The 18,198-nt window shown below is 61.9% G+C and carries 17 protein-coding genes; 5 read left to right on the forward strand and 12 right to left on the reverse strand.

The features are described from left to right. The first annotated feature begins 1 nt into the window (after window position 1). Window positions 2-1,375 carry a PleD family two-component system response regulator gene (locus tag BM413_RS21520; RefSeq protein WP_091916863.1) on the forward strand — a complete coding sequence of 458 codons (1,374 nt, stop codon included), beginning with the start codon at window positions 2-4 and terminating at the stop codon, window positions 1,373-1,375. 387 nt (window positions 1,376-1,762) lie between these two features. Here the strand turns inward: BM413_RS21520 and rpmG are convergent, their stop codons facing one another. From rpmG to topA, 6 genes are all read right to left on the reverse strand, one after another. Continuing rightward, complete coding sequence (gene rpmG, locus BM413_RS21530) at window positions 1,763-1,930, reverse strand: 50S ribosomal protein L33 (RefSeq protein WP_019173400.1); 168 nt, start codon at window positions 1,928-1,930, stop codon at window positions 1,763-1,765. A gap of 103 nt (window positions 1,931-2,033) precedes the next feature. Beyond that, the gene (locus BM413_RS21535) at window positions 2,034-3,218 is read right to left on the reverse strand and encodes an MFS transporter (protein ID WP_091916752.1); all 1,185 of its coding nucleotides are present in this window, start codon (window positions 3,216-3,218) and stop codon (window positions 2,034-2,036) included. A gap of 23 nt (window positions 3,219-3,241) precedes the next feature. After that, a complete protein-coding gene (locus BM413_RS21540) occupies window positions 3,242-3,982 on the reverse strand; it encodes an NUDIX hydrolase (protein ID WP_091916753.1) in 741 nt (246 codons plus the stop codon). Between the two features lie 75 nt (window positions 3,983-4,057). Next, a complete protein-coding gene (locus BM413_RS21545) occupies window positions 4,058-4,492 on the reverse strand; it encodes a DUF983 domain-containing protein (RefSeq protein WP_091916754.1) in 435 nt (144 codons plus the stop codon). Beyond that, window positions 4,492-6,786 carry a ribonuclease R gene (rnr, locus tag BM413_RS21550; RefSeq protein WP_244537955.1) on the reverse strand — a complete coding sequence of 765 codons (2,295 nt, stop codon included), beginning with the start codon at window positions 6,784-6,786 and terminating at the stop codon, window positions 4,492-4,494. The genes BM413_RS21545 and rnr overlap by 1 nt, the downstream gene beginning before the upstream one ends. 39 nt (window positions 6,787-6,825) lie before the next feature. Next, window positions 6,826-9,444: a type I DNA topoisomerase gene (gene topA, locus BM413_RS21555; RefSeq protein ID WP_091916755.1), complete on the reverse strand. Its 2,619-nt coding sequence runs from the start codon at window positions 9,442-9,444 to the stop codon at window positions 6,826-6,828. A gap of 288 nt (window positions 9,445-9,732) precedes the next feature. Between topA and BM413_RS21560 the strand changes: the two genes are divergently transcribed. Continuing rightward, window positions 9,733-9,936, forward strand: a complete 204-nt coding sequence (locus tag BM413_RS21560) for a hypothetical protein (RefSeq protein ID WP_091916756.1) — start codon at window positions 9,733-9,735, stop codon at window positions 9,934-9,936. Here the strand turns inward: BM413_RS21560 and dprA are convergent. The 4 genes from dprA to BM413_RS21580 form a co-directional block, all read right to left on the reverse strand. After that, window positions 9,898-11,031 carry a DNA-processing protein DprA gene (gene dprA, locus BM413_RS21565; protein ID WP_091916757.1) on the reverse strand — a complete coding sequence of 378 codons (1,134 nt, stop codon included), beginning with the start codon at window positions 11,029-11,031 and terminating at the stop codon, window positions 9,898-9,900. The two genes, BM413_RS21560 and dprA, sit on opposite strands and share 39 nt — an antisense overlap. Beyond that, complete coding sequence (gene plsY, locus BM413_RS21570) at window positions 11,028-11,612, reverse strand: glycerol-3-phosphate 1-O-acyltransferase PlsY (RefSeq protein WP_091916867.1); 585 nt, start codon at window positions 11,610-11,612, stop codon at window positions 11,028-11,030. Before plsY ends, dprA begins: the two co-directional genes overlap by 4 nt. 75 nt (window positions 11,613-11,687) lie before the next feature. After that, window positions 11,688-12,974 carry a dihydroorotase gene (locus BM413_RS21575; RefSeq protein ID WP_091916758.1) on the reverse strand — a complete coding sequence of 429 codons (1,287 nt, stop codon included), beginning with the start codon at window positions 12,972-12,974 and terminating at the stop codon, window positions 11,688-11,690. Beyond that, on the reverse strand, window positions 12,971-13,936 hold the full coding sequence (locus BM413_RS21580; protein WP_091916759.1) for an aspartate carbamoyltransferase catalytic subunit: 966 nt from the start codon (window positions 13,934-13,936) through the stop codon (window positions 12,971-12,973). Before BM413_RS21580 ends, BM413_RS21575 begins: the two co-directional genes overlap by 4 nt. Window positions 13,937-14,104: 168 nt before the next feature. Here BM413_RS21580 and BM413_RS21585 point away from each other — a divergent pair, with 168 nt between their 5' ends. Then, window positions 14,105-15,730, forward strand: a complete 1,626-nt coding sequence (locus tag BM413_RS21585; RefSeq protein ID WP_091916761.1) for a DNA alkylation response protein — start codon at window positions 14,105-14,107, stop codon at window positions 15,728-15,730. On the opposite strand, the gene BM413_RS21590 is transcribed toward BM413_RS21585, so the two are convergent. Then, window positions 15,715-16,650 (reverse strand): AEC family transporter, encoded by a 936-nt coding sequence (locus tag BM413_RS21590; RefSeq protein ID WP_091916763.1) that lies wholly within the window; start codon window positions 16,648-16,650, stop codon window positions 15,715-15,717. The genes BM413_RS21585 and BM413_RS21590 overlap by 16 nt on opposite strands. 170 nt (window positions 16,651-16,820) lie before the next feature. Between BM413_RS21590 and BM413_RS21595 the strand changes: the two genes are divergently transcribed. Further along, the gene (locus BM413_RS21595) at window positions 16,821-17,375 is read left to right on the forward strand and encodes a hypothetical protein (protein WP_091916765.1); all 555 of its coding nucleotides are present in this window, start codon (window positions 16,821-16,823) and stop codon (window positions 17,373-17,375) included. Then, window positions 17,375-17,686: a DUF6105 family protein gene (locus BM413_RS21600; protein ID WP_091916767.1), complete on the forward strand. Its 312-nt coding sequence runs from the start codon at window positions 17,375-17,377 to the stop codon at window positions 17,684-17,686. The genes BM413_RS21595 and BM413_RS21600 overlap by 1 nt, the downstream gene beginning before the upstream one ends. Here the strand turns inward: BM413_RS21600 and ruvX are convergent. Then, complete coding sequence (gene ruvX / locus BM413_RS21605; RefSeq protein WP_091916770.1) at window positions 17,653-18,138, reverse strand: Holliday junction resolvase RuvX; 486 nt, start codon at window positions 18,136-18,138, stop codon at window positions 17,653-17,655. The two genes, BM413_RS21600 and ruvX, sit on opposite strands and share 34 nt — an antisense overlap. Window positions 18,139-18,198: the final 60 nt, after the last annotated feature.

Raw genomic sequence — 18,198 nt, forward strand, 5'->3', positions numbered from 1 at the left:
CATGACCGCGCGTATTCTCGTCGTCGACGACATTCCTGCCAATGTGAAGCTGCTCGAGGTTCGGCTGCTCGCTGAATATTTCGATGTGCTGACGGCCACCAACGGTGCGGACGCCATTGAAACCTGCCAGAACGACAAGGTCGATGTCGTCCTGCTCGACGTGATGATGCCGTATATGGACGGCTTCGAGGTCTGTCGGCGATTGAAGGGCGATCCTGCAACCTCGCATATTCCTGTGGTGATGGTCACCGCACTGGACCAGGTTTCCGACCGTATTCGCGGGCTGGAGGTGGGAGCCGACGATTTCCTGACCAAGCCGGTGAATGATCTTCAGTTGATGACGCGGGTAAAAAGCCTTGTGCGCCTGAAGATGCTCACCGACGAATTGCGCCTTCGTGCCTCGACCACGCGCAACATCGGCATCGAAGAACTCCTGAGCCACCGTCCGCCGTCCGAAGACGTCACGCCGAAAGTGCTTCTGGTCGATGAGCGTCCGTCCTCCTTTGAGCGCATCCAGAAAATGCTGCGCCAGGCGGCCGATCTCGACGTTGTAGCCGATCCGCATACCGGGTTTTTCCAGGCGGCCGAACTGCCCTACGAGTGCATCATCGTCTCGACCGGCTTTGCCGAGTTCGATCCGCTACGGCTTTGCTCCCAACTGCGTTCGCTCGACCGCACGCGCTTTGTGCCGATCATCCTGCTGGCGGACGAGGGTGAGGAAGAGCGCATCATCCGTGGGCTGGAACTCGGCGTGAACGACTATCTCATCCGCCCGATAGACCAGCAGGAACTGACTGCGCGGCTGCGCACGCAGGTCAAGCGCAAGCGCTATAACGACCATCTGCGCGCCAGCGTCACGCAGACCATCGAAATGGCGGTGACGGACGGGCTGACCGGCCTGCACAACCGCCGTTATCTCGACAGCCATCTGCAGACCCTGTTCGACCGCGCCGTTGCGCGTCGTCGTCCGATTTCGGTGATGATCACCGATCTGGACCGGTTCAAGTCGGTCAACGACACCTATGGCCACGACGGCGGCGACGATGTGCTGCGCGAATTCGCACGCCGGTTGCGCAAGAATGTGCGCGGCATCGATCTGGCTTGCCGCTATGGCGGCGAAGAGTTCGTGGTCGTCATGCCGGACACCGATGGGGCGATCGCCGAAAAGGTCGCCGAGCGCATCCGTTCCGAGATTGCCCAGACGCCGTTTGCTGTCGGCAAGGATGGCCAGTCGCTCAATGTGACCATCAGCGTCGGTGTGTCTTCGCTCAGGCGCGGCACTGATACGGTCGAGGATTTGATGAAGCGGGCTGATGTCGCGCTCTATGAGGCCAAGACGGCGGGGCGCAACCGGGTAGTCGCAAAAGCTGCATAGCTGCGAAATCGGGTTGTGCGGCGAATCAGGAGAAGGGGTGTTTACCTTAATCCAAGCGATTCGGTAGCGTTGGTTAAGAAAGTGTTGATTTTCAAGCGGTCTTGCGCGAGTGTTCCAGCGAAAGACGGACACCGGCGCGAGGAGATGCCGGATTGTCCTGCCGACGCCCCATGATGCTCAGGTCCGCCGCATCTCCTGGGTCCATGGGGTCGGCCGGTTGGCACTGGCACATAGTGGCCTCCTCGTACCGCTGTCAGAACGCCGACCGGCCCCCTAATTCTCACATGAAGCATGAAAAAACGGGCCGAGAGGCCCGTTTTTCTTTTCCATTTCCAGAAATGAAAACGCCGCCCGGAGGCGGCGTGTTTCCAGCAGGAGAATCGAAGATTACTTGATCTTCGTTTCCTTGAATTCAACGTGCTTCTTGGCGACCGGATCGTATTTGCGGAAGGACAGCTTTTCCGTCTTCGTGCGGCTGTTCTTGCTCGTCACGTAGAAAAAGCCGGTATCGGCGGTCGACAGGAGCTTGATCTTGATGTTTGCGGCTTTTGCCATGATTTTCGTCCGTTAATTTTCTGGAGTTCGGGCCGCCTGACCACGGCAAAAGAGCCCGGACGCGGGAAACTTGGCGCGACACATAAAGCACGTGCGCGGAAAGTCAAGCCCGCCGGCTGCCGGCTATGAGCCGGGTGCCCGCCAGAACGATGTAAGCTGCAAAGAAAAGGGCGAGCGTCCAGCCGAAACCTCTTGTGCCGAACATATCCATGCCGATACCGATCGCCTGCGGCCCCGCCACCATGCCGAGGCCGTAGCAAAGCACGAAAGCGGCGTTTGCATTTGCCAGTTCATGGCCGGAAAGCTGCGAGCCGAGATGTGCGAGGCCGATCGTGTACAGTGCGGCGACGACTCCGCCCCAGAGAAACAGCAGGCCCGCCACCAGATGCCAGTTCATCTGCACATGGGGCAGCAGGATCATGCCCGCCAGCCCCACCGCCGCACAGATCAGCAGCAGATAGCGGCGATCGCCGATGCGGTCGGAAATCATGCCCAGCGGTATCTGCATCAGCACGTTGCCGAGACCGATCATGGTCAGGAGCAGGGCGGCATCGCCTTCCGAGTAGCCGATTCGGTTGCCATAGACCGGAAACAGCGCAAAGCCGCCGGTCTCCACCGCGCCGAAGACCAGCACGGCAGCGGTCGCCGTCGGCACCAGCCAGATGTAGCGAATGAAGCCGCCCGAGCCGCCTTCGACAACGATCGCCGGGCTTTCGCGCCAGGCCGCAAGCACGGGGATTGCGGCGATGGTGACAAGCACGAACACGGTGCCGAAAGGCAGGAATCCTGAGCTGCCCATCTGGGCGAAAAGCCATGGACCGGCGGCAAACCCGAGCGACAGCACTGTCGCATAGATGCCGAGAACCAGTCCGCGCCGGTGCGGTGGCGCCGATGTGCTGATCCAGAATTCGGAGAGGATGAACAGAACGGTGAGGGCGAGATGCAGGATCACGCGCAGCGGAAACCACATCCAGAACGCCGGCGCGAAATAGAAGCCAACGAAGGCCAGCGCGCCGAGAAAGATCATGGCGAGCATCGTCCAGACGACGCCGAAACGCACCGCAAGCGGCGTCGCCATGGGCGCAGCCGCAATCGAAGCCAGGCCGGCAATTGCCGTATTCAACCCGATCATGGATGCCGAGTGGCCGCGCGTTTCCAATATGATGCTGAGAAGCGGCATTCCGAGGCCGATGGCGATGCCGACAACGCTGATCGAGGCAATGGCTGCCGAAATCGACAGCCAGCGCATTGGCACGTCGTCTTCCGGCGATTGGGAATTGGCAGTCATTTTATGCGGGAGCCCAGAATTTGTCAGAGAATTTCGCGGACGAAGCGTTTGCGGATCATGCGATAGAAGGGCACGGCCCCGCCGGGGCGAAGCAAGGGATCCTGCGCCAATCGCTGTTCAAGTTCTTCGAGGATTGTCTTGGTGATGGCTGGAATATCGGCTTGCCGCGCCTCGGGCAGCGGCAGCCACATGAGTTCTTCCAGCTCATTGGTCGGTCCGCCGTCCGGCAACTCAACAGCGACGTCGCTGCGCCAGGCGGAGAGGAAGCGCGTGTCGAAACGGCGCACTCTTCCGGGAGGTGTGATCGCGCGGGCGATGAAGCGCAGCGGCTTGAGGGAGGGCTGCACGCCATGTTCGACGAAACCCTGCCAGTCAGCCTTGCCGGTGGCGAACGGCGCCTTGTGGCCTATCAGCAAGCCTGCTTCTTCATAGGTTTCGCGGATGGCTGACAGCGCGATCGCGCGAGCCCGCGTGGCGCTGCCACTGGCAACGGTGCCAATGAGTTTCGCCGCTTCGTCGGGGTGCAGGCTGTCGGTCACGGGTATGCGGCTGTCGGCCGGGTCTGTGCGACCGCCCGGAAAGACGAATTTTCCCGGCATGAAGGCGTGGCTGGCGTGCCGCCGGCCCATGAGCACGAAGACATCGTTGCCCTTTCGGTCGAGCAGCATCAGGGTCGCGGCGTCGCGCGGCCTTTTCGGGCCCGCGCCGAGCGCGAAGTCCCGACCTTCGGCTTTGTCCACTTGTGCTTTCGTCATTCCGTCCATGAAATCCCCTTTAGGACAATCTGCAGCCAGACGGAATTATTCCAAAGGACTGAGCATTGCTCCAGAAGTCGAATTTCAGGCCTCGGGGTGAGATTCGATGTAGTCTTCTTCTTCGCCGAACCCGTGCATATAGAGCGCCCATTGCAGTCCGACGACAGCGCCCTTGACCGGTCGCAGCAGGGCAAGCGCCATGATGATCGTCAAAGGCACCCAGATGGCCAGATGCTGCCAGGTTGAAAGCGTGCTCGTGGCCTCCACGCCCATGAAGGCGCCGACGATGATGTGGCCGACAATGACGACGACGAGATAGGCCGGCAGGTCGTCGGCACGGTGATGAAACATTTCCTCCCCGCAATGCGCGCATCTGTCCACCGGCTTGAGGAATGATTCGAACAGCTTGCCTTCCCCGCAATGCGGGCAGCGGCACAGAAGACCACGCTTGATCGCCGTCCAGAGCGGTCGCGCCGGACGATCCACCTGGTGCGCCCCACCGAAAACCTGCTGTTCCATCAACGTCTCCTGTTGCGGGCCGGTCCGCGCGACTGTTGTGATGCGCGGCCCCGCGGTCTTTGCGCCTTGGCCTTGTGGAAGGACCTTTTTGACCCCGGCAAAGGTTTCGGGTCGGTCAGCATTTCGAAGCGCATGGCGCCTGCCAAGGGTGCTACCTCGATGAGGCGAACTTCAACCCGGTCTGCCAGCTGATAGCCTTTTCCGGTGCGATCTCCAAAAAGCGCTCGGGCAGCCTCGTCGTAGATATAGTAGTCGCCATCCAAAGATGACACCGGTATGAAACCATCTGCGCCGAACTGCGGCAATTGGACAAATAGCCCCGCCTTGGTGACGCCGGAGATACGGGCGTCGAACGTTTCGTTGATCTGGCCGGAAAGATAGCCGGCAATCAGCCGGTCGACAGTGTCGCGTTCGGCGGCCATGGCGCGGCGCTCGGTCGCCGAGATCAGCGCCGAAATATCCTCAAGCCGCTCTTCTTCGCCGCGCGAAATACCGTCGGCGCCGAGCCCCAGCGCGCCAATCAAGGCACGGTGGACGATAAGGTCGGCGTAGCGGCGGATCGGCGAGGTGAAATGCGCATAGCGCCGCAGATTGAGGCCGAAATGGCCAAGGTTTTCAGGTGAGTACAGCGCCTGGCTCTGGGAACGCAACACGACCTCGTTGACCAGCGCCTCGTTCTCGGCGCCTCTCACCTGGTCGAGTATCTGGTTGAACTGCGCCGGTTTCATCTGTGCGCCGCGCGCCAGCGACAGGCCCAGCGTGGCCAGGAATTCGCGCAGCGATTCCTGCTTTACCAATGAGGGCGCATCATGGGTGCGATAGACCAGGCTCTGCTTCTTGGCTTCCAATGTCTCGGCGGCCGCGACATTGGCCTGGATCATGAATTCTTCGATCAGCTTGTGGGCGTCGAGCCGGTCCGGCACGATGACCCGGTCGACCGTACCGTCGGGCTTCAGCAGAATCTTACGCTCGGGCAGGTCCAGTTCCAGCGGCTGGCGCGAATCGCGGCCCCGCTTCAAGACGCCATAGGCGGCCCACAGCGGCTTCAGGATCGGCTCGAGTATCGGACCGGTCGTGTCGTCCGTCACGCCGTCAATTGCTGCCTGTGCCTGGCTGTAGGCGAGGCGGGCGGCTGACCGCATCATGATGCGGTGGAAGGAGTGGCGGATCTTGCGTCCTTCGGCGGAAAAGACCATGCGCACGGCAAGTGCAGGCCGATCGACCTTCTCCTTCAGCGAGCAGAGGTCGTTGGAGATGCGTTCCGGCAGCATCGGCACGACGCGGTCGGGGAAATAGACCGAATTGCCGCGCTTCAGGGCTTCGCGATCGAGTGCCGTGCCGGAGCGGATATAGGCGGCGACATCGGCGATGGCGACAATGGCAATGACACCGCCGGGGTTGCTTTCGTCCGTGTCGGGTTCGGCGAAAACCGCGTCGTCATGATCCTTGGCATCAGCCGGATCGATGGTGATCAGCGGCACTTCGCGCCAGTCATCGCGGCCTGAAAGCGTCGCCGGTTTCACGGCTTCGGCTTCGGCCAGTACTTCGGACGGGAAGATATGCGGGATCTCGTGCGCGTGGATGGCGATCATCGAGACCGCCTTTTCGCTGGTCAGCGAACCGACGACATTCAGAACCTTGGCACGCAGCAGCCCGTAGCGCGTGGCGCGCTGCGGCTCGACCTCAACCAGATCGCCATTCTGGGCGCCGTTCTGGTATTCCTTCTCGACGGTCAATTCCGGCTGCCGGCGCTCGACCGGTTCGATGCGGAACGTTCCGTCCTGAAGCACGCGGAAGACGCCGAGCACGGCGTCCTTGCGCTTCTCGAAAATCTTCATCACCCGTGCGGTGTAGGCCGGGCCGGTTTCGGCATGGGTCGAGAAGGTCTTTGCCAGCACGCGGTCGCCGATGCCTGCAGTCGGGCCGCTGCCGCGCGACATCTTGATGGACACCACCGTCGGCAGCGCGTCTTCCGGTTGATCGGTCGGGCGTCCGAGCAGGCCGCCATCGGCATCGCGCGCGAAAATGTCGAGCACGGCGACATGGGGCAGGGCGCCGGGGCGAACCAGCCGCTTGCGGTCCTTCTCCAGCGCACCCTCGTCCTGGAGATCGCGCAGCATGTCCTTCAGCCAGATGCGGTCTTCGCCCTTGAGCGAAAACGCCTTGGCGATCTCGCGCTTGCCGCTCTTGTCAGGATTGTTGGCGATGTAGCGCAGGATGTCGTCGCGCGTCGGACGAAAATCCTTGGATTTGTCTCCGGATGCAGACGGGCCAGGGGACCCGTCCTTGCCGATCGCGCCTTTGCGTCCGGAGATTTTCCTTGCCAAAGCGTGCTAGTCCTTTGTTTTCGCTGCCGGCTTCTTAGCTGGTGCTTTTTTTGCGGGCGCCTTCTTGGTCGCTGCGGCCTTGGCCCGTACCGGCTTCTTGCCGCCGCCCTTGGCTTCCTTCTCGGCAATCAATGCCAGGGCGTCCTCGACCGTCACGGTCATCGGATCCTTGCCCTTAGGCAGCGTCGCGTTGATCTTGCCGAAATTGACGTAAGGCCCGTATTTACCGTCGCGCACGGTGATTGCGCCGCCGTCCGGATGCTCGCCGAGCTCCTTGAGCGCGGCAGGTGTGCCGCCATTGCGGCCGCCCTTACCCTTCGACTGCTTTTCGGCAATCACCGAAACGGCGCGGTTGAGGCCGATCGAGAACACGTCCTCGATGCTTTCCAGATTGGCATAAGTGCCGTCATGAAGCACGAAGGGACCGTAGCGCCCAAGCCCCGCCGAGATCATCTTGCCGCTTTCGGGATGTTTTCCGACATCGCGCGGCAGAGCCAGCAGCGCCAGCGCCTTTTCGTGGTCGATGCTTGCCGGCGTCCAGCCCTTCGGTAGGCTGGAACGTTTGGCTTCCTTGCCTTCGCCACGCTGGATATACGGGCCGAAGCGGCCGCTGCGCAGCGTGATCTCTTCGGATGTGTAAGGGTCTGTGCCCAGCACCCTGTTGCCGTCTTCACCGCCGGCAGATTCGCCATCGCCATTGACGGCGTCGCCAAGCTGGCGCGTGAAACCGCATTCGGGATAGTTCGAGCAGCCGACGAAGGCGCCATATTTGCCGAGCTTCAGCGACAGGTTGCCGGTGCCGCATTTCGGGCAGATGCGCGGATTGGAACCGTCCTCGCGCGCCGGGAACACCAGCGGCGCAAGTTCTTCGTTCAGCGCGTCGAGCACGTCGGTGACGCGCAGTTCCTTGATGTCGTCGACGGAGGCCGAAAAGTCCTTCCAGAAGTCGCGCAGCACGTCCTTCCACGCGAGCTTGCCGTCGGAAATCTCGTCGAGCTTTTCCTCGAGTGCCGCGGTGAAATCATACTCGACATATTTTTCGAAGAAGCTTTCCAGGAAGGCCGACAACAGCCGTCCCTTGGATTGCGGGATCAGCCGGCGCTTATCGATGGTGACGTATTCGCGGTCTTCGAGCGTCTTCAGGATCGCCGTGTAGGTGGAAGGACGGCCGATGCCGAGCTCTTCCATCTTCTTGATCAGCGAGGCTTCCGAATAGCGCGGCGGCGGTTCGGTCGAATGCTGCGTGGCGAGAATGGCATCACGGTCGAGCGCTTCACCGGCGCGGATTTCCGGCAGACGCTTGTTTTCCTCGTCCTCCGAATCCTCGTCCTTCTGGTCGGTATAGGCGGCGATGAAGCCGTCGAAGCGGATGACCGAGCCGACGGCGCGCAAGGCGGCGATGCGGCTGCCATTGGTCGCCTCGATCTCGGCCGTCGTGCGTTCGATCTCGGCCGGCTGCATCTGGCTGGCGATCGCGCGCTTCCAGATCATGTCGTACAGCCTGAACTGGTCGGCATCGAGATACTGGCGCACGGAGTTCGGCGTGCGCATGAAGTCGGTCGGGCGGATCGCTTCGTGGGCTTCCTGAGCGTTCTTGGCCTTGACGGAATAGAAGCGCGGCTTCTCCGGCAGGTATTTGTCGCCGAATTCCTTGACGATGGCCTCACGTGCTTGCGTCACCGCTTCGGGCGCCATCTGCACGCCGTCGGTTCGCATATAGGTGATCAGGCCGGCCGTCTCGCCGCCGATGTCCATGCCTTCATAGAGACGCTGTGCAACCTGCATGGTGCGCACCGCCGAAAAGCCGAGGCGCGACGATGCCGCCTGCTGCAGCGTCGATGTCGTGAAGGGCGGGCCGGGATTGCGCTTGGTCGGCTTGGCCTCGACCGTCAATGCCTTGAAGCTCGCGCCTTCCAGCATCGCCTTGATATCTTCGGCCTGGGCCTGCGAGGAAATATCAAGCTTCTGCAGCTTCTTGCCTTCGAACGCAGTGAGCCGCGCCTCGAACTTGTCGTTGCGCGGCGTGCCGAGCATGGCGGCGATCTGCCAGTATTCCTCGCGGATGAAGCGCTCGATCTCGGCTTCGCGGTCGCTGACCAGACGAAGCGCCACAGACTGCACGCGGCCTGCCGAGCGAGCCCCGGGCAGTTTGCGCCACAGAACCGGCGAAAGGGTGAAGCCGACGAGATAGTCGAGTGCACGGCGCGCCAGATAGGCATCGACCAGCGGCGCGTCGATCTGGCGTGGATTGGCCATGGCCTCCAGCACCGACTGCTTGGTGATGGCGTTGAAGACGACGCGGCTGACAGGCTTGTCCTTCAATGCGCGCTTCTGCTTCAGCACCTCCAGAACGTGCCAGGAGATCGCTTCACCCTCGCGATCAGGGTCGGTCGCCAGGATCAGGCCATCGGCGGCTTTCACCGCATTGGCGATTTCGGTCAACCGCTTGGCCGAAGGACCGTCGACCGCCCAGGACATGGCGAAATCTTCGTCGGGCTTTACCGATCCGTCCTTGGCCGGAAGATCGCGGACATGGCCATAGGAAGCCAGAACCTTGTAGTTCCGACCGAGGTATTTGTTGATTGTTTTCGCTTTAGCCGGCGATTCGACGACGACAACGTCCATGAGGGCTCGTATTTCCAGAGTGGCGCCCAAATCAAGCTGCGGCGCACGACAGATATTTTCAATTGGCTCGTCACATGGCTGCCGTTTGCCGTCCGGTCAAGGGGCGGGTGGCAAAATCGGCCTTATTGCGAGTTGTACAACTCCTGCAAGATGTATCGCATGGGTTGCAATTTAAGATAGCTGTAATATATTTGATGTTACCAGGGGTTGCATCGTTCCAAGAGTTTTGTAAGTCGCAAACATTCAGCTCCGCGAAGTACGCTTCGCGCGATACCAGGAGTATTGCCGATGGGTCATGTCTTTACAACACGACGCACCGATACGCTGGATTACATGCAATCGATGCTCGGCCAGCTTCGTACCATGGCCGAGTCGGAACGCTGCGATATGCTCGCCTACCTGATCGAAATGGCCTATGTCGAAACCAGCGACATCATACGCGGCGAACGCCCGTCACGGGTCCAGCAGGACAAGAGACACCGAGCCACCTGAGTGACGCTCCAGCCGGCCGGCCAGATCAAGCTCAAGAAGAATCATGAAAACCTTGGCCGGGTGCAGCCCGGTATGGCGAATGATTTCGTCCACGCCGACCGGCACGGGTCCCAGCGCTTCGACGACGCGGGCGCGGTCGTCGTCCAGCGGTGGCGGCGTCGCGGAAAAATCCGGCGGTTCGTCGAATTCGGGTGGCAGCGGCAATGGGGCGCCAATCAGAGGCGCAATCGCCGAGATGATGTCGTTGACCTCCGTCACAAGGGTCGCGCCGTCCTTGAGAAGGCCGTTGGTGCCGGCCGCACGAGGATCGAGCGGCGAACCGGGCACTGCGAAGACCAGCCGGCCCATTTCGCCGGCGAGGCGCGCGCTGATCAGCGAGCCGGAGCGCTTGGCCGCTTCCACCACCACCAGTCCGAGCGCCATACCGGCGACGATCCGGTTGCGGCGAGGAAAATCCTGCGCGCGTGGCTCCCAGCCGAACGGCATTTCGGAAACCACCGCGCCGCCATTTTGCGCGATCTCCTCGCAGAGCCCGATGTTTTCAGGCGGGTAGGGACGATCCAGCCCGCCGGCGAGCACGCCGACCGTACCGGTGGCGAGGCCGCCTTGATGCGCCGCCGTGTCGATGCCGCGGGCAAGGCCGGAGATGATCGAGTAACCCTCGCGGCCGAGCCCGTCGGCCAGCATGCGCGCCATCTTGATTCCGGCCAGCGAAGCGTTGCGCGCGCCAACAATTGCGATCGGCGTCAGTCCGAACACCGCACCTGTGCCCTTGACCGCGAGCAGTGGCGGCGGGTTGTCCATGCGGCGCAGAACAGGTGGATAGTCGGCTTCGCCGATGCCGACGAACCGCGCACCGTGCTTTCGCGCAACGTCCATTTCCGCTTCCGCCTGAGCGATGGAAGGGATGCGCGCGATGCGGTTTGCACCGCCCGACATCATCAGTTCCGGCAGCATTTCTATGGCTGTCTCGGCCGAACCAAAACGATTGATCAGGTCGCGAAAAGTCGCCGGACCGACATTCGGCGTGCGGATGAGCCGTAGCCAGTTGAGCCGTTGCCGGTCGCTGAGGCGGGGACCGGCTGCGACATTCATCCCTTGGCTCCGATGCGTGATTCGGTTCCGGCAAGCAGCCGGGAGATATTTGCCCGGTGTTTTACGATGACGATCAGGCTCATGACCGTGAACAATGCCGCCACGGCATGAGCGCCGAAGAAATAAAGCGCGATCGGCACTGCGATCGCCGCAATGAGTGCGGCCAGCGACGAGTAGCGCGTGACAAAGGCGATCAGCAGCCAGACGACAGCAAAGACCAGCGCGGCCTTCCAGGCGAGGCCGATCAGTACGCCGAGATAGGTCGCCACGCCCTTGCCGCCCTTTAAACCAAGCCAGACCGGAAAGAGGTGGCCGAGAAAAGCGCCTAAGCCGGCAACCAATGCCGCTTCCGGCGCATAAAGGCCGGCGATGAGAACCGCAGCCGTGCCCTTGAGGGCATCGAGAACGAGGGTGAGGGCGGCGAGTTTCTTGTTGCCGGTGCGCAGAACATTGGTCGCGCCGATATTGCCGGAGCCGATCTTGCGAACGTCGCCAAGTCCGGCAGCGCGCGTGATCAAAAGGCCGAAGGGGATCGAGCCGAGCAGATAGCCGAAGACAAGTGCTGCAATGAGATAGGACAGCGGTAGCTGCCACGATGACAGATCAGCCATTGTTTCCCCTCCAAGCCGGAGCGCATGCGTTGTTGTGTTCCGGCTCTAACCCGTAAACACTGTGCGGCCCGAAACCATTGTTTGCAAGACCCTGCCTTGCAGGCGAGCGCCTTCGAAGCAGGTGTTTTTCGAGCGCGAGCGGATGGCATCCTCACGCACGATCCATGGCTCGTCGAGATCGACGAGGACCAGATCGGCTGCCGCTCCCGGTTTCAGCGTACCGCCTGGCAGGCCGAACAGTTTTGCCGGTGCGGTCGAAAGCACCTCGATCACGCGCAACAGCGGCAGATCCTCGTTATGATAGAGGCGAAGTGCGGCACCCAGCAGCGTTTCCAGCCCGATCGCGCCGTCGGCGGCGTCGGCGAAAGGCAGGCGCTTGGTGTCCACGTCCTGCGGATCGTGCGAGGAAACGACGATATCGATGGTGCCGTCTCTTAGGGCTTCGATCATCGCCAGCCGGTCGTCCTCGGTGCGCAGCGGCGGCGACAGGCGGAAGAAGGTGCGGTATTCGCCAACATCGTTCTCGTTGAGCGACAGGTGGTTGATCGAGACGCCGGCGGTGACCTTGGCGCCGTCGGCCTTGGCCCGGGTGATCGCATTCGCCGACATCGCCGTGGAAATCTTGGCGGCGTGGTAGTTGCCGCGCGTCAGCCGCGCCAGCATCAGGTCGCGCTCCAGCGGGATCGCCTCGGCCTCGCGCGGAATGCCGGAAAGACCGAGCCAGCTCGCATAGAGCCCCTCGTTCATAACGCCGGAGCCGGCGAGGTCCTTGTCCTGCGTCTCATGCACGATGGTCGCGCCGAAGTCGCGCGCATAGGTCAGCGCGCGGCGCATCGTCAGCGCGTTGGAAATCGTGTGCCGGCCATCGGTGAAGGCAACCGCGCCGGCTTCGCGCAGCAGGCCGAATTCGGTCATCTCGCGGCCTTCGAGACCCTTGGTGATGGCAGCCGCCGGAAAGACATTGACCGATGCCGTATCGCGCGCAGTTCGCAGCACGAATTCAACCAGTGCGACATTGTCGATAACCGGGTCGGTGTCCGGCATCATGATGACTGAAGTCACGCCACCTGCCGCAGCAGCCACGCTCGCCGACGCGATCGTCTCGCGGTGCTCGCCGCCGGGCTCGCCGATGAAGACGCGGCCGTCGACCAATCCGGGAATGATCGCCTTGCCGGCGCAATCGATGATCGTGGCACCTTCCGGCGCGCCCTGGTTCAGCGCTGATGCACCCGCTGCGGCAATCTTTTTGCCGTTGACGATGACCGTCCCGACCTCGTCCAGGCCGCGTGACGGATCGATGATGCGAGCACGCTGGAAAACGGTGACGCTCATGCCGATACCCCCTCGCGGTTGCGACGAGGATCTAGGAGTGCTTCCATCACCGCCATGCGCACGGCGACGCCCATCTCCACCTGTTCCTGGATGACGCTTTGCGGCCCGTCTGCAATCTCGGAAGCGATCTCGACGCCGCGATTCATCGGGCCGGGGTGCATGACCAGCGCATCTGGCTTTGCTGCCTTCAGCTTTTCCGCGTCGAGCCCGAAGTACCGGAAATATTCGCGCACCGAAGGCACGAAGGCGCCTTCCATGCGCTCGCGCTGCAGGCGCAGCATCATCACCACGTCGGCGTCTTTCAATCCCTCGGCCATTTTCGCGCAGACTTCCACGCCCATCTGCGCGATGCCGGACGGCAGCAGCGTGGATGGGGCGACGACGCGCACTCGCGCACCGAGCGCATTGAGGAGAAGAATATTGGAGCGCGCGACGCGCGAGTGAAGAATGTCACCGCAGATCGCCACCGTCAGCCGGGAGAGGTTGCCCTTGGCGCGGCGGATGGTCAGCGCATCGAGTAGCGCCTGTGTCGGGTGCTCGTGAGCGCCATCGCCTGCATTCACCACGGAGCAGCCGACCTTCTGCGCCAGAAGGGCGGCAGCACCGGCCGAAGCATGGCGGATAATGAGGATATCCGGCCGCATCGCATTCAGCGTCATCGCCGTGTCGATCAGCGTTTCGCCCTTCTTCACCGAAGAGCTTGCCACCGACATGTTCATGACATCGGCGCCGAGGCGCTTGCCGGCCAGTTCGAAGGACGACTGCGTTCGCGTCGACGCTTCATAGAAGAGATTGATCTGCGTTCGGCCGCGCAGCGTCGATGTCTTCTTCTCATGTCGTCGGGAAATCGCCACGGCGGCGTCGGCGCGATCGAGCAAAAGCTCTATGTCGACGGGAGACAGGTCCCGTATGCCGAGCAGGTGGCGGTGCGGATAAAGGGGCAGGGACGAAGCTTCTGTCATCTCAAGGCCGTGCTATAGGCGCGCACAAAAGCGGCTGCAAGCCGTCGTTGTGGGTTGGCGCGATTTCTCCCGGGATTTTAATCGCGCGGCTACCAATCCTTGCGTTATAAAACCGTCCAACCTGCTTCGGATTCGCATGGCGCGCCGAAGAATATGTAAGGAAAGCGTGTGACCGACGAGGTAACGAACCAGCCCCCGCCGTTGACCGGAAGCAATGCCTGGCGGGGCGATCCCTTGCTGGTACAGCTTGCCGAACATTTTTCGGAGCCGGTCCGCAAGGATCTGGATGGTCTCGGCCGTTTCGTTCTGAGCTCCGAAGCGCAGGATCTCGCCCGCCTCGCCAACACCGAAACCCCGAAGCTCAAGACACATGACCGGCAGGGCCGGCGCATCGATCAGGTCGAATTCCATCCCGCCTATCACGCGCTGCTGCGCCGCTCGGTCGCCATTGGTTTGCACTCTTCGGTCTGGGAAAACGGCGCCAACGAAACCGGCAAGCGCCATCAGGTCCGCGCAGCGCGATTCTATCTGACGTCCGAGCTGGAGTCCGGTCATCTCTGCCCGATCACGATGACCAACGCCTCGCTCGCCGCGTTGATGGCCAGTCCGAAACTGTTTCGCGAATGGGCGCCGCGCGTCACCACACGCAAATATGATCAGGCCCAAAAGCCACCGGTCGAAAAGACCGGGCTGACGCTCGGCATGGGCATGACCGAGAAGCAGGGCGGCACGGATGTGCGCGCCAACACCACCAAGGCCGAACGCGTCGGCAGCGGGTTTTACCGCCTGACCGGCCACAAATGGTTCATGTCCGCGCCGATGTCCGATGCCTTTCTGGTGCTCGGGCAAGTGCGCGAGGGTCTGTCGTGCTTCCTCGTGCCGCGCATCCTCGGTGATGGCACCGGCAACGGATTTCGCTTCCAGCGGCTGAAGGACAAGCTCGGCAATCGCTCCAACGCGTCTTCGGAAGTCGAGTTCGTCAATTCCATCGGCGAGATGGTTGGCGAGCCGGGCGAAGGCGTAAAAACCATCATGGACATGGTCACGCTGACGCGTCTCGACTGTGCCGTCGCATCGTCCGGCATCATGCGGGCGGGTCTGGCCGAAGCCGTTCATCATGCCCGCCACCGCCAGGTATTCGGCTCCAGCCTGATCGAGCAGCCGCTGATGCAGCGCGTTCTGGCCGATATGGCGCTGGATGTCGCCGGCGCCACGGCGCTGTCGTTCCGGCTGGCGCGTTCGTTTGACGAGGCCGCCAGCGACCGCGGGGAGGCCGCCTTTGCACGCGCCATGACGCCGGTGGTCAAATATTGGGTCTGCAAGATCGCACCAGCATTGCTTTACGAAGCGATGGAGTGCCTTGGCGGCAATGGCTATGTCGAGGAGGCCCCGCTGGCGCGTTACTATCGCGAGGTGCCGGTAAACGCGATCTGGGAAGGCTCCGGTAACGTTATGGCGCTCGACGTGCTGCGTGTGCTCGGCCGCGCCCCGGGCCTGTTCGATGATGTGCTTGCCGGTATAGAGCGCGACCTCGGCGCTGGCGGACCCGGCACCATCGGCGTTTTGCGTGCCGCGATGCAGGTTGCGGCGTCGGACGAAGGTTCGGCGCGCATCCTGACGGAACAGCTTGCACTGTCAGCCGCAGCCGCCGAGCTGAAGCGGATGGGAGCGGGGCGCATTGCCGACGCCTTCATCGAAACCCGGCTTGCCGGCCAGTGGCGCGGAACATACGGCATGCTCGACGCGCGCCACGATGCCCGCATGATCGTTGATACGCTCTATCCCGCCAACTGAGCCGTAATCGCCAGAACGGCCGGTATGGTGAAGAACGAGACGATCGTCTGCAATGTGGTGACGGCGGCGTAGAGTTCCGCGTCGCCGCCGAGTTGCCGCGCCAGCAGATAGCCGTTCATGGCAGTCGGAACCGCCGCGCAAAGTACGAGGTAGCTGAGCTGCAACCCGCAGATGCCGAAGGCAAGACCCGCGCCGACAAGCAATATTGGGAACACAACCAGTTTGAGCACCAGCGGCAGGATCAATGCCAGGCGCGGTTGCCAGAGATCGCTGACACGAAGCGCAGCACCCACCGCGAGAAGTCCCATTCCGAGTGCTGCGTTGGCGATCAGGCCGAGTGACTGATTGAGCGGCCCGTAGAGTTGAAAAGGCAATTGCCTGAGCAGGATGGCGGCAAGCGAACCGATAATCATCGGGTTGGTCACGATGCCGCGGCCAATGCGCGGCCAGTTAATGGAATGGTCGGCAAACCGCGTAACGGTAAAAACCGTGGTCAGGTTGATCGGAATGATGATGACGGCCATGACCAGGGCCACCACCGCCATGCCGGCAGGCGGGAATATCTTCTGGGCGATCGCCAGTGCGATGAAGCTGTTCCAGCGCACCGCCGTCTGGAAGATCGAGGAGAACTCGTTTTTGCGAACAAGGCCGGTGGATTTCAGGAGAGGCCACAGCGCCAGCGTGATGGCGATCATTGCAACCAATGCCATCAGCAACGCGGCCATCATCGCATCGAGCTGAAGCCCGCTGAAATCGGCATTGTAGATCGTGACGAACAGCAGGGCCGGATAGAGAAACCAGAAGCCGATCTGATCCAGGCCGATCCATGCCGACGAATCGATCAGCGGCATGCGACGCAGGAGATTACCGCCGATGATGAGCAGGAAAATCGGCAGGATGCTTTCGAAGATCGGGAGCATGAACGCTTCAGGTTGAAGGCGAGGGCGGGGCGGCAAACGATGGACGGTTCTATAAAGCCAATGTCTTGCCGTTATCAACAGCGCGCGTCTGCCTGTTAACCTTAACAAATGGTTTCCGTTGCGACGAAAATGCTCCGGCCCCACTGTGCACGGAGACCAAAAGGATTCCCATGCGCCATCTCCTCGGCTCCTTCTTGACCTTCCATTGGGCAGCGGCCTTCGCGCTGCTGGCGATGGTCTGCGTCTTCGGAAGCGCCGGCGGTGCTTCGAATGCGCTCGATATCCTCGGAATATCCTTGCCGGAGGGAAACGCATTCACTGTCGGTTCGTCTTCCAGCGTCTTCCTCTCGGTGACTTTTGCACTCGTGGCAGCCCTGTTCCTCTGGGCATTTCTGACGCTGTTCCTGTGCGAACCCTCGGATCAGGGCGATCCGGACGAAGTGACCCGCGTGGCCTTCGCCGCCGCCGCAGGCGTCCTGTCCTTGATGCTGGTTCTGGGGGTTATGCGCGCGGATGCCGGCATCTTTCCGGTAATCGCTGCCGTGCTTGCGGCGATTACCACGTCCTATCTCGCCATACAGGCCGAGCGCTGGGCGGCATTGCTGACGGCTTCACCCGAAGAGGAAGACGCCCAGGAAGTGGCGCGGTCTATGGCGATGGGAGCAGCCCACGGAGCCATGCTGTCGCGCATTTCCGGCCGATCCGACCCGCGAGGGAACGCCTGATGCGTTATGTCCTCGCGCTTTGGGCTCTGCCGCTCATACTGTTCTGGGGCTGGTTCGGCCTGTCATTTTACAACATCAATTTCGGCTATGTCATGCTGACCAGGCAGGTTCATGATCTTGTCTTCCAGCTCTATGGCGACACGCTCGGCATCGATCCGACCATCATCCCCGGCATGGTTGCCAAGGCCTGCATCATCGACACGCTTATCGTGCTTGCCATCTACGCCTTCCGCCGCCGTCGCCAGATAGGTGCATGGCTGAAAACGCAACGCGAACGTTATCTTGGCGAACCCTCTTCACCGAGCGCGTGAATTCGGTCCAGAACGCCTTGCAGGATGAAGGCGGCCGCAGCCGAATCGATCTTCGTCTTCCGTTTTGCCCGCGACATGTCCATTTCGATCAGGCTGCGCTCGGCCGCGACCGTCGATAGCCGCTCGTCCCAGAAAGCAAAGGGCAGGTCGGTCATGCGCGCTATGTTGCGCACGAAGGCGCGTGACGCCTGGGCGCGAGGCCCCTCGCTGCCGTCCATGTTGATCGGCAGGCCGATCACCACCGCACCGGTGTTTTCCTTCGTCAGCAGATCGATGAGGCTCGCGGCATCGACTGAAAACTTCTTGCGGATGATGACCGGGCGCGGGTGAGCAAAGGACAGGCCGCGATCAGACACGGCAACGCCGATCGTCTTGTCGCCGAGATCGAGCCCGGCAAGCGTCCTGCCATTGGCCAATAGGGCCGGCAGGTCTTCGATCACGACAATGTTCAATGGCTCGCCGCTTTCCTTTTGACATGAATGCGCTGCCTTCTATCTTCCCGGCAAGAGAAA

The sequence above is a fragment of the Mesorhizobium sp. YR577 genome, from assembly GCF_900116595.1.
Classification (GTDB): Bacteria; Pseudomonadota; Alphaproteobacteria; order Rhizobiales; family Rhizobiaceae; genus Mesorhizobium_M.